The 12,475-nt window shown below is 35.2% G+C and carries 11 protein-coding genes; 9 read left to right on the top strand and 2 right to left on the bottom strand.

Annotated elements, in window-relative coordinates:
- Position 1 precedes the first annotated feature (1 nt).
- The 8 genes from IGI50_RS10670 to IGI50_RS10635 are packed head-to-tail and all read left to right on the top strand — an operon-like array spanning position 2 to position 7,603.
- Positions 2-1,015: a UDP-N-acetylglucosamine 4,6-dehydratase family protein gene (locus tag IGI50_RS10670; protein ID WP_311855665.1), complete on the top strand. Its 1,014-nt coding sequence runs from the start codon at positions 2-4 to the stop codon at positions 1,013-1,015.
- 5 nt (positions 1,016-1,020) lie between these two features.
- Positions 1,021-2,034 carry an N-acetylneuraminate synthase gene (neuB, locus tag IGI50_RS10665; RefSeq protein WP_438776928.1) on the top strand — a complete coding sequence of 338 codons (1,014 nt, stop codon included), beginning with the start codon at positions 1,021-1,023 and terminating at the stop codon, positions 2,032-2,034.
- Positions 2,031-3,179 (top strand): UDP-N-acetylglucosamine 2-epimerase, encoded by a 1,149-nt coding sequence (gene neuC / locus IGI50_RS10660; protein ID WP_438776927.1) that lies wholly within the window; start codon positions 2,031-2,033, stop codon positions 3,177-3,179. The genes neuB and neuC overlap by 4 nt, the downstream gene beginning before the upstream one ends.
- Entirely contained in the window at positions 3,152-3,805 is a 654-nt protein-coding gene (locus IGI50_RS10655; RefSeq protein WP_438776926.1) for an acetyltransferase, read from the top strand. Before neuC ends, IGI50_RS10655 begins: the two co-directional genes overlap by 28 nt.
- Positions 3,806-3,807: 2 nt before the next feature.
- Entirely contained in the window at positions 3,808-4,953 is a 1,146-nt protein-coding gene (locus IGI50_RS10650) for a DegT/DnrJ/EryC1/StrS family aminotransferase (protein WP_438776925.1), read from the top strand.
- Positions 4,953-5,942: a Gfo/Idh/MocA family protein gene (locus IGI50_RS10645; protein WP_438776924.1), complete on the top strand. Its 990-nt coding sequence runs from the start codon at positions 4,953-4,955 to the stop codon at positions 5,940-5,942. The genes IGI50_RS10650 and IGI50_RS10645 overlap by 1 nt, the downstream gene beginning before the upstream one ends.
- Positions 5,943-5,945: 3 nt before the next feature.
- The gene (locus tag IGI50_RS10640) at positions 5,946-6,860 is read left to right on the top strand and encodes a Gfo/Idh/MocA family oxidoreductase (protein WP_438776923.1); all 915 of its coding nucleotides are present in this window, start codon (positions 5,946-5,948) and stop codon (positions 6,858-6,860) included.
- The gene (locus IGI50_RS10635) at positions 6,857-7,603 is read left to right on the top strand and encodes an acylneuraminate cytidylyltransferase family protein (protein ID WP_438776922.1); all 747 of its coding nucleotides are present in this window, start codon (positions 6,857-6,859) and stop codon (positions 7,601-7,603) included. The genes IGI50_RS10640 and IGI50_RS10635 overlap by 4 nt, the downstream gene beginning before the upstream one ends.
- Positions 7,604-7,795: 192 nt before the next feature.
- Here IGI50_RS10635 and IGI50_RS10630 read toward each other — a convergent pair whose 3' ends face one another.
- On the bottom strand, positions 7,796-9,127 hold the full coding sequence (locus tag IGI50_RS10630) for an ISL3 family transposase (protein WP_218257583.1): 1,332 nt from the start codon (positions 9,125-9,127) through the stop codon (positions 7,796-7,798).
- 221 nt (positions 9,128-9,348) lie between these two features.
- Positions 9,349-10,650 carry an ISL3 family transposase gene (locus tag IGI50_RS10625; RefSeq protein WP_438776921.1) on the bottom strand — a complete coding sequence of 434 codons (1,302 nt, stop codon included), beginning with the start codon at positions 10,648-10,650 and terminating at the stop codon, positions 9,349-9,351.
- 419 nt (positions 10,651-11,069) lie between these two features.
- On the opposite strand from IGI50_RS10625, the gene IGI50_RS10620 reads away from it, so the two are divergent.
- On the top strand, positions 11,070-12,461 hold the full coding sequence (locus IGI50_RS10620) for a sugar transferase (protein WP_438776920.1): 1,392 nt from the start codon (positions 11,070-11,072) through the stop codon (positions 12,459-12,461).
- Positions 12,462-12,475 lie beyond the last annotated feature (14 nt).

Genomic DNA, 12,475 nt, shown 5'->3' with positions numbered 1-12,475 from the left:
AATGTTTAAAGGAAAGACAATTTTAGTTACAGGTGGTACTGGCTCAATTGGAAGTGAAATCGTGAGACAGTTATTGAAACACAATCCTAAAGTGGTTAGAATATTTAGTCGTGGAGAAGAGAAACAATTTTATATGCAACAAGAATTGAAAGACTATGAGAACGTCCGTTTTCTAATTGGTGATGTTCGTGATTATAAACGAGTCGAGTATGCGTGTAAAGATGCAGACATCATCTTTCATGCGGCAGCAATGAAGCATGTGCCTGCAAGTGAATATAATCCAATGGAAGCTGTCAAGACAAATGTTCTTGGAACACAAAATGTTATTGAAGCAGCGATTCATAATAATATTGAAAAATTGGTAGCTGTTAGTACTGATAAAGTTGTTAATCCGCAAAATACGATGGGAGCAACAAAACTGTTAAGTGAAAAACTTGTAGTTGCAGCAAATCAGTACAAAGGGAAAACACGGACAGTTTTTTCTTGTGTGCGCTTCGGAAATGTTATGGGATCAAGTGGTTCAGTAATCCCACTTTTTTTGGATCAATTAAAACAAAACATTGATATTACTTTGACAGATAAGAATATGACAAGATTTATGATGTCTATCCCTCAAGCGGCAAAACTAGTGCTAGCTGCAGCATCCCATTCGGTACACGGCGAAACGTACGTTCTTAAAATGCCATCAATAAAAATTAGTACATTAGCCAAATCACTACGAAATCATTATAATGCTACGAGTGATAAACCATATACTGGAAAAATTGTTGAAGTTGGAATTCGTCAAGGCGAGAAACTATATGAGGAATTAATGACTCATGAGGAAATTCAAAGGGCGTATGAAAATGAGGACATGTATGTAATTCCTCCTGTTGATTATGCAGAAGATCCAATTTATAAAAAATATGATCATGTTTCGATTACAAGTTATTCGTCGGAGGATACTGATTTTATGAGCGAAGATGAATTTGTTGATACGTTAAAAAATATAAATATTTTGGAGAAGGGGGAGTGATCATTATGGAAAAAAATACTAAAGTATATATAATTGCAGAAATAGGTGTAAATCATAATGGAAATCTAGCTCTCGCTAAAGAGAGTGTTTTAGCAGCAAAAGCATCTGGGGCAGACGCTGTAAAATTCCAGACATTCAAAACAGATAGATTAGTGACAAAACGAGCTGAAATGGCTAGCTATCAAAAAGAGAATACGAGTAAAGTTGAGGCACAATATGATATGCTGAAACGCTTAGAGCTAACCAATGATGATTTTTTAGAGTTGCGAATTTTTTGTGACCAACATCAGATTGATTTTCTTTCCTCCCCCTTCGATGAAGAAAGTGCTGGTCTATTAAAGGAAATTGGTGTAAAAGCTTTTAAGGTCGGTTCGGGAGAATTGACAAATATTCCTTTTTTGAGACTGCTTGACTTGTACCGACTACCTGTTTTACTTTCTACTGGAATGGCAGATATGGATGAGGTACAAGCAGCTGTTTCTTGTTTTGAATATAGTCCTGTTACAGTTCTTCACTGTACAAGCAATTACCCTGCAGATTTCTCAGATATTAATTTGCAGGCCATAACTACTTTATCAACTGAACTAGGATTACCAGTTGGTTATTCGGATCACTCTATTGGTTATGAAGTCGCTATTTGTGCTGCTGCCATGGGAGCAGAGGTAATTGAGAAACATTTTACCTTAGATAGAAATTTACCTGGACCAGACCACAAAGCCTCTCTTGACCCAGCACAATTTAAAGAATTTGTAGATAAAGTACGATTAACAGAGATTTTCTTAGGAGATGGTGTCAAAAGAAGTATGCCGTCTGAAGAGAGTACACGTAGAACATCTAGAAAAAGCGTTGTTTCAAAAGTTGATATCAAGGTAGGAACTAAGATTACTCGGGATATGATAACAATAAAACGACCAGGTACTGGAATTGAACCTGCAAAAATTTATTCGCTAATTGGTAGAGAGGCATCTCAATTAATTGAAGCAGATACTGTTATTACAGAGGATGTGCTTAAAAAGTGAAAAAAATAGTAATAATTACTGGTACTAGAGCAGATTATGGAATCTATCGACCTGTTGCAAAGGAATTAGTTAGGGATGGTTGGGACGTGTCTTTTTTGGTATCGGGGATGCATTTAGTTACTAAATATGGATATACTATGAACTTGATAGAGAAAGATGGTTTTCGTATCGTTCATAAAGTGGATAGCTTGTTTCTTGAGAATACTAGAAAAAATATGGCTCGGACCACAGCAATTGAACTTAATGAATTTGCTGATAATCTCAGTAATGAAATGCCAGACTTTGTTTTGATATTAGGGGATCGTGGAGAAATGCTTGCTGCAGCAGTTGCCTGTTTGTATTTAGGTATAAAATGCGTTCATCTTCATGGAGGTGAAGTGTCTGGTACAGTTGACGAATCTATCCGACATGCAATTTCAAAACTTTCAAATGTGCATCTTGTAGCAACAGAGGGGTCAAAAGAAAGATTAATTAAAATGGGGGAGGAGTCATGGCGTATCAACGTCGTAGGCGCTCCGCGAATTGATTCTATTTTAAATGATAATCTTCCAGATTTTGATCAAGTAGCTGAAAAATACAATTTAATGATTAGATCCAAGAATTATATACTTCAACTATTTCATCCGGTCGTTACAGAATACAAGGATATTGAAAGACAAGTGGATAATTTAATTCAATCAGTAAAACATTTAGAGTATCCAATTGTTTGTATTTTACCTAATTCAGATGCTGGAGGAGACATTATTCGGAAAGCATATCAAGCAGCTGGTTTGACAAATATATATTTTGTCACTAATTTTGAACCAGAGGAATATCTTATAGTATTAAAGAATGCCAAGATTCTAATAGGTAACTCTTCATCTGGTATTATTGAAGCCGCGTCATATGGGATACCAGTTGTCAATATAGGTTCTAGACAAATTGGTAGAGAGCGCTCAGAAAACATCATTGATACTGGAACTAATACTTCGGAAATTAGCGGAGCGATAAAAAGGGCAATTACGGTCTCAAATTCGATACAAGACCATCCAATAGTTAACGTATATGGAGACGGAAACAGTTCGAAACGAGTTAGAAAAATTTTAAACGATATCATGAGAGAAGAGAACGATGAGAAATGGTTGAAAAAGCGGATAACATATTAAGTAGTCGTGTGATATTAGCTGGCGCTGGAGGACATGCCAAAGTTATTTTTGATATATTGCAGACTTTAAAAGTAACAGACGTTGCTTTCTTTGATGATCGTGTAAAGACTTTCAAAGGGTTAGAATATTTAGGTACAATGGTAGATCTTTTTCACCAAAAACAATCTTTTTTTGACAATGTTCAATTGATTATCGCGATTGGTAATAATCAGGTACGTAAAGAAATTGCTGAAAAATTATCACATTTTAAAGTTCACTATATGACAGTTATTTCACCTAGCGCGATTATTTCATCATCTTCAGTTATAGATGAAGGAAGTGTTGTGATGCCCAATGCTGTATTGAATACGGATTGTACAATTGGGAAACATTGCATCATTAATACTTCTTCGATAATTGAACATGATAATTGTATTCAAGATTACGTTCACATATCACCTGGAGTTTCATTAGCCGGTGGTGTCAGAATTTCCGAGGGATCCCATGTCGGTATCGGTGCTTGCTGCATACAGGGGGTAACTATCGGTAAGTGGACTACAATTGGTGCCGGTGCAGCAGTTGTAACAGATATATCAGAACGAACTTTGGCTTTAGGCGTTCCAGCAGTAGAAAAGGGAGAGATGTAATAATGAATGATAAAATTTTATTATCTAGTCCACATATGGGTGGAAATGAACAAAAATATGTTAAGAAGGCTTTCGATGATAATTGGATCGCTCCTTTAGGTGAAAATGTTGATAAATTTGAGCAAGCAATTTCTGATTTTTCTGGGTCTAAAGGTGGAGCCTCTGCTACAAGTTCAGGAACCGCTGCGATTCACTTGGCTTTACGTTTATTAAATGTCGGAAGAGATGATATTGTTTTTGCTCCATCATTTACTTTCATCGCTACGATTAACCCTATTTTATATCAAGGAGCTATTCCAGTATTTATAGATTCAGAGCCAGAAACTTGGAACATGAGCCCCCGTGCTCTTGAAAGAGCAATGATAGAAGCTGAATACAATAATCGACTTCCAAAAGCAATCATTGTTGTTGACTTGTATGGACAGATGGCAAAATATGATGAAATTTTGACAATTGCGGACCGCTATAATGTTCCAGTAATTGAAGATTCCGCAGAATCGTTAGGATCCGTTTATAAGGGGAAGAAAGCCGGAACCATGGGAGATATTGGCATTTTTTCTTTTAATGGAAATAAGATCATTACTACTTCTGGTGGTGGTGCCCTCATCTCCAATAATAAACACTTTGTAGATCATTCACGTTTTTTAGCAACACAAGCTAGGGATACGGCACCGTATTATCAACACACAGAAATCGGTTATAACTACCGTTTGAGTAATGTTTCTGCTGGTATTGGTCGTGGTCAAATGGAAATTTTGCCAGAACGAATTTTTCGACGTAGACAGATTTTTAAGAATTATCTTGAGGAATTTGCATCAATTGACTCAATTAGAATGATGCCTGAGCTAGAAGGATTTGAACCTAATCGTTGGTTAAGCACATTAACATTAGAAACAGCGGATAATATAGATGATGTAGTTAAGGTCGTTCAAAAGCTGAATGAGTATAATATTGAAACACGCACATTATGGAAACCAATGCATATACAACCTCTATTCAAATCTTCTCTGTTCTATGAACATGTTGAAAATGAAGTTTCTGTTTCTGAAACTTTATTTAATAAAGGATTATGCTTGCCTTCAGGTACAAATATGAATGATGAACAACTTGAGTATGTCATTAAGAATGTTAAAGAGGTAGTGAAGTAATGAGTAAAAGAAAGGTGGCCGTTATTGGTCTCGGTTCAATGGGAAAAAGACGCATTCGGCTGATTAATCAATATGATTCTACTATCTCAATCGTTGGAATTGACTCAAATATCTCACGAAGAAATGAAATCGAAGAACAATACAGAATTCACACTTATGCAACAATTGAAGAAGCTATTTCGAATCAAACGATGACAGCTATTTTTGTTTGTACATCACCTATCAGTCATAAGGACATTATTATTGAAGCTTTATCTTTTGGATTGAATGTATTTACTGAAATCAATTTGTTAAATGATTATTATGATCAAGTGATTCACTTAGCAAAAGAAAAAGGATTACTATTGTATCTATCTTCGACATTTTTAAAGCGACGAGAGATTCAATATTTAATAAAAGAAATTAAAAATGATTCAAATGTTAGTTATCAATATCATGTTGGACAATATTTACCTGATTGGCACCCGTGGGAGGATTACCGTGATTTCTTTGTCTCAGACTTAAGAACAAATGGTTGCCGAGAAATAATGGCTATTGAATTTCCATGGTTAATTGAGGCTTTTGGAAATGTAACAAATTTCACGATAGAAAAACATAAGTATAGTACTTTGGAGATAGGATATCCAGATAGTTACTCCATACTATTTCGTCATGAGACTGGTATTCAAGGGACGATCAATATCAATATTATATCGAGGCAAGCAAAAAGAGATTTAATAGTTATAGGAGAAAATCTTCAAGTTGAGTGGGGGGGAAATCCAAACTCTCTGTCGAGGTGGAACAATAGGGAAAAGAAAATGGACAAAGTTAATCTATATAAAGATAGTGATATAGACAAAAATGATAGTTACTCAACTACTATTATTGAAAATGCTTATTTTGAAGAGGTTCATGAATTTTTTGAATGTCTCGATAATGGCAAATTACCAGGTTATACATTTCAAAAAGATAAAAAAATAATTGATTTAATTAATATGATCGAGGGGTAAAAAATGAAAGTACTTTTTATTGGATTAGGTTCAATTGGAAGACGTCATTTATCAAATTTGATAAATTATTGTAGCAAGGCAGAAATTCCCCTAGATATTACAGCTCTTAGAACATCCGGCAAAAAACTAGATATGTTCCCTAATTTGACTGTTGTAACTGATTATTCCGATTTATCAACAGACTTTGATGTTGCGTTCATCACGAATCCAACATTTAAACACGAAGAGTCATTAAATAATATCATTGATAAAGTTAAGTATATTTTTTTAGAAAAACCAGCTTTTGAATCATCTAAAGATATTTCAAAATTTGATATCGACTATAATAGAATTTATATTGCTTGTCCATTAAGATATAAAAAAGTTTTTGGAAAGTTAAATCAAATAATTGAAGGTAAACATCCTATTTCATCAAGAATCATTTGTTCTACCTTTTTACCTGATTGGCGAGAAGGAGATTATACTAAAGACTATTCAGCTAAAAAAGCTATGGGTGGTGGAGTTGAATTGGACTGTATCCATGAATTGGATTATATGACTTATTTGTTTGGATTTCCAAAAGACCGAAAAGCTTATTTTGGGAAAAAATCAAGTTTGAACATTGATTCAAATGACGTGGCAGATTATTTATTTGAATATGAGCAGCAGCTAGTCGAAGTTCATCTTGATTATTTTGGGCGATTTCCAGAAAGAACATTAACAATTCTATTTGATAATGAAAAAATCGAGGTAGATTTATTAAACAATTTTATTTATATTCATTCAATGAATGAAACAATAAGATTTGAAGAGTCAGTAAATGAAATGTATGAGAAAGAGCTAGCATATTTTATAGAGAAAGTTACAACAGGAGTTGAGAACAAAAACAATCTTGAATGGGCGAATAAAGTTTTAAAGATTACAGAGGAGCGCAAATGAATATACTTTTTACAATATGTGGGCGAGCTGGTTCAAAGGGGCTAAAGAATAAGAATTTAAAACGACTTCATCATAAGCCTCTGGTTGGATATGCACTATCCCTAATAAGATTATTTTCAAAAAGAAATCCTGAGATAAATATTAATGTTGCACTTAACACAGATAGTAAAGAGCTACAGAAGCTTGTATCTGAATTAATGCCATCTGTTATAAATGTAGAGAGAAAAGCAGAATTAGCGAATGATACTGTTGGGAAAGTTATGGTTATTAGAGACACTCTTATTCAAATGGAAATGATAACTGGAAGTAAGTATGACAAGGTGATTGATTTAGACATCACTTCCCCTTTACGAACAATCAATGATTTGGAAAGCTTATATAAAAGAGGAATCGAATCAGATTTAGATGTTGTTTTATCTGTAGTTTCATCTAGGAGAAATCCTTATTTTAATATGGTTCAAGCAAAAGATGATGAAGAAGTTTCATTAGTGATTCAATCAACGTTCACATCAAGACAGCAAGCGCCACTCATTTATGATATGAATGCCTCTATGTATCTCTTTGATCCGACTTTTCTGATGAATACAGATTATTTGTTTGATGGACATTGTGGAATAATCGAGATGAAGGATTATCTGATTTTGGATATTGACAGTGAAGAAGATTTTTTATGGCTTGAACATTTGTTACCTTTCATTTTGGATAATGATAAAGGGATAGAAGAAATCTATAAAGGTATATGATGGATACTCATGAACTTTAAGTCAATATGAATAATTATTACTTATCAAATTTGGTGCTTCTTCAACGAGTGTTGGTGAAGAAATTCAATGAATAATCGAGATACTCACACGGCTGGGCAGCTCTTTTTGTCGGCTCTTCGTCAATGAGTGTTGGTGAAGAAATTCAATAGAATAATCAAGTCATTCACACGGCTAGGCAGCTCTTCTGTCTAGCCGTGTTGTCGTTCTGGTCTTGTTCATTTGGGTGGTTTTCTTGAAATACTTTCCGCGATACAAAAAGATTCGTTCTCGGTAGTTTTGGAAGTTTCTAAAGCCATAGGCCATTCGTTTTAGTACTTTGATATGGTTGTTCAAACATTCCAGTGGCCCGTTGGAATAGGGAACCCGCAACGCGCGTTTGATTTCTGTTTGGTACTTTTTGAAGGTCGTAATCACTGGTTGGTAGTGTTCTGGTAACTCTTTGTAATTTTCCTTTAAAAGCTTCGTGAAATCAGGAACATCTCGTCTTCTGATAGCGGACAGAAAGTGCTGATAGACTTCGTAGCCTTGCTTTAGGGAGTCATCGTAAGACAACAGGCGATCGACGATTTCTGCTTCCGTTAGATGTGCCCGAAAAGAAGGTCGCCAGTAGCGGTGTCTCCCCTTCAATTCCCACGCATTCTTCTGAAGCAGTTTCCAGTATTTCTTTAAATGTTTTGATCGACTGTCGCCCTTTCTAAAGGACTTCATTATCTGAATTCGGTGATTGGTAAATGCTCGGCCAATGTGTTGACTGATATGAAAGCGATCGGCGACGATTCGGGCATTCGGAAAACAATCTTTCACCAATGTACGATAAGGTGTATAGAAATCTGAAACAACCAAGCGTACCTGTTCCCGTACCTTTCTGGGATAACGCAAGAAATAGTCGCGTAAAGGATCGAGTTGACGATTTTCCACAATGTCGATCAGTTGATGGGTTTTGCCATCCATCATGACAAAGCTCATAGCACCCGAGACATTTTTCACTGATTTGAATTCATCAAAACACAACACTTCTGGCAGTGGCTGGTTCAAAGAAATGGTTTTAGGCCGAAGGCTGCGAAGGATCCGAATAACCGTTGTTGGAGAAACGTGTTTCATGCGTGCAATCAAGGACATAGAAAGAGGCTCACTTAATAGTTCGAGAACGGCTTGTTTGACTCTGCGGGCAATGGAGCAGTGACGATCACTAACCGAATCTTCGGCTAAAAAAGTTTTTCCACAGTGTTTACACTTAAAGCGTTGCTTGTTTATCCGCAGAATCGTCTTGTAGTTACTGACGTCATTTAATAGGATAGAGACTTTCTTCCAGCCCCATTTAATGATCGTTTGATCATTTTCATAGCGGCAATGAAAGCATTCCTCTGGTCGATAGGTTAATGTGCCATCAAAAACAAAACAGGTCTCGTCCTTGATTCGCTCTTTGCGAAAGGCATTCTCATGAAAGGTAAGATTTAGGTCTAGAATATCTAGTAACTCTTTGGTAAACTCTGAATAGGACATCTTGAAACACTCCTTTGAATGGTTTTCGTCGACTTTATTCTAAAGGATTTCAAGGTGTCTGTTTGCGTTTATTAAAAAAAAGAAAAAGTGTTGGCAACAGAAAGTGTCACCAACACTAGATATTATAGAGCCGAAATACTTTCCGCAGATATTATGGCTCTTTGTCAAATAGGACTGATAGAGTGAGATAAGAACATCTAAGGTAGAATTCCTTTTCTACTTTAGATGTTTTTTGATTCATAGGTAATCAGATTATTTAGTAAGAAAATTCTGGTCTTCATTTTCCGAAAGCTTCGAAAGCCATAAGCGACTCGTTTCAATGCTTTGATGTGGGTATGCAGATTTTCTATTTTGGCATTTGAATAAGGCAATTCGAGGGCTAAACGAATGCCGGATTCATAGTTTATAAAAGCTTTTTTTATATGATGTAGTTCTTTTGGAACGGAATTGGGCATCGTTCTTACAAGTTTAAAGAAAGTGTCCGCCTCTTTGTCGTGAAACGCTTGAAGAATTTCTTGATAGTAAAAATAGGCGATTCGTAATTCGTCAGAGATCGAAAGCAGACGATCCACCACTTCACTTTCGGTGAGATACGCCCAACCAAAATTGCGCCATTTGGTCCATTTGTCATAAACAAGCTTGTCCTGTCGTTTGATCAGAAGCCGAGACAACGCCTTTAATTGTCGATAATGTTTGGCTTGTGTTGGATCGTTACGATCAAAGCTTTTCATGATTCGTACGCGTATATCCTCAAATTTGCGAATGAGATGTTTGACAATGTGAAAACGATCCACAACGAGTTTTGCCTTTGGAAAACATTCCTTTATCAGAGAGGCATAAGAAGCATTCATGTCCGTCACGATGACCTTTACCTTCAATCGTGCGCGTCGTTCAAATTGCATAAAATAAGAAACGAGGGCCTTTTTCTTCCGTGAAGGAAGAATATCCAGTAATTTTCCAGTATCGCCATCCATACAAGAAAAGGAATAGGGACCGACTTGATTTTTCAGTGAACGAAATTCATCCATTAATAAACAACGCGGTAACCAATTTCTTTTTACTTTTGTCATGGGGATCAGAGAAGCGAGTGTCCGAGAAACGGTCGACCAAGAAACGCCGCAATGCTTAGCGATTGTCGTCATTGCTTGTTTTTCAGTTAGCTCTTCTAAAATTTTATAGCGCACTTGTTTAGCGATAAAGCAGTTTCTATCGACAATGTAGGTATTCGCCGTAAAATAGGTGTGGCAGCCACGACAGTGGTAGCGTTGTTTCGCTAAAGCAAGATAAGTCAGTTGGTTCGCACATTTATTAAGTTGAATGAGCGATTTTTTCTTTCCGTTCTTAACGATCATGCCTTCATGATTCATCTGTTTACACAAAGGACAGCGACGAATTTCTTTACTTAACGTCGCAGAAACAACAAGAGTCTTGATATTCTTAATGCTCTTCGATTCCACATTTGTGATGAAAATGTTTTTATCTTTGATTCCAAGTAGTAGTTTGATATGATGAAGATCAGGCATACAGAACGCTCCTTTGATTGTGTTGTGGTGATTCAATTCTAACGGAGCTTCTGTATGTTTTGTTTATTTTAGTGGCTAACTTGTTTCGATACATGTCTAAAAAGAGAGGTTATCTGCTTATTATATATTGCAGCACATAAGGTTTTCTTTATGTTCTAAAGAAATAAAATTTTCAATCAGCCAGAATATAAAAAATAATTATTTTTAGAATATATTAGGTAATATAAGATTTAAAAATAGTAGGATTGCATATTTTTTGTAGGTTAACTCCCCCTGTTATTATGAAAACAATAATATGTATTCAGAAAATTCAAAAACATTAAATCTCTTCGTTGGGTCCTTTTTTCAAGTAGACTACTTTTTTTTATTCCTATATGGTAAGATATGTAATGGATTATTCGTGGATTAGGAGTGTTTATATGAATAAAAGTGGTGAATGGAGCGCCGCCCGTCGAGTTTTTATTATTTTGATGGACGTGATTGTTTATAATATCTCTGTCTATTATAGTTTTTGGCTAAAATTTGACGGAGCCATTCCAATGAGAAACTTTCAAACGTTTGAAAGTTCTGCATTATTTATTTCGGTGTTCTTTATCATATTGAATGTTTTACTAGGAACGTATGTTTTCTATAATAGAATCATTAGTGATATTATTTTTGTCACTGTCATCGGACAGTTTTTGATGTCTTTGGGGATTATGATTATTACTTTTGCAGGGCGATGGTTTGCTTTCCCTCGAATGGTTATTCTAATTTCATTTATAGTAGGAACTGTTCTATTAATTATTTATCGATCAATTGTTTATAAAGCTTATATGAAGTTAAGTTCGGATAAAAAAGTTACAATCCTTGGTTTTGAAAAGGAAGTTGCACCAGCCGTTCAAAATTTCAGTTCACAAAAAAACAATAAACATAAAGTACATTCAGTAATTATAGACCATTTTTATGATAATTTAACTAAAATTATTAAGGATGTTGATATAGTTTATTTAGCTTCAGAAATAGAGGAATCTGAAAAAATAAAAGTTTATCAATTGGTAACTAAAGAAGAAAAAAAACTGTTTTTAAATACTACATTTGATAATTTGATTACAATTAATCCAAACATTATGAATTTTGAGGATGAAAGTATTATTGAATCTTCAGGATTTAGTATTCCTTCAGAAGATGCTATGCTTAAACGTCTATTTGATATTGTAGTTTCACTGATTTTATTAGTGATTGCCTCGCCATTCATGTTAGTTACAGCAGTTTTAGTAAAAGTAACTTCACCGGGGCCGATTATTTATAAGCAAATTAGGATTACACAAGGCCAAAGAGAGTTTCCAATCTATAAATTCCGTTCTATGAGCGCAACAGCCGAGTCTAAATCAGGTCCAGTTCTCGCAAAAAGTAATGATGCTCGAGTGACGCCAGTCGGAAAATTTATTCGTGCTGTTCGTTTTGATGAACTACCGCAACTAATCAATGTTCTTAATGGTGATATGTCGATTATTGGTCCGCGTCCGGAACGTCCATTTTTTGTTGAGCAATTTAATAAGGAAAATCCTTACTATTATTTACGCCACAATGTACGCGCTGGAATTACTGGTTATGCTCAAGTTTATGGGAAATATGCCTCAGATTACAATAGTAAGTTGAAATTTGATCTGCTGTATATAAAGAAATACTCATTTATGTTAGATTTGAAAATCTTGCTTCAAACAATAAAAATTCTCTTTGATAAAGTTTCTTCCCAGGGGTTAGAAGAAGACGAAGTATTTACATCATTAGATAAAATAGATTTTCCTAAAGAGAAAATTTTTGAGTGATTTGAGGTGAAGGC

The sequence above is a fragment of the Enterococcus sp. DIV0170 genome (genome assembly GCF_051710765.1).
GTDB lineage: Bacteria > Bacillota > Bacilli > Lactobacillales > Enterococcaceae > Enterococcus_A > Enterococcus_A raffinosus.
This window is presented reverse-complemented; position numbering and strand designations above follow the sequence as displayed.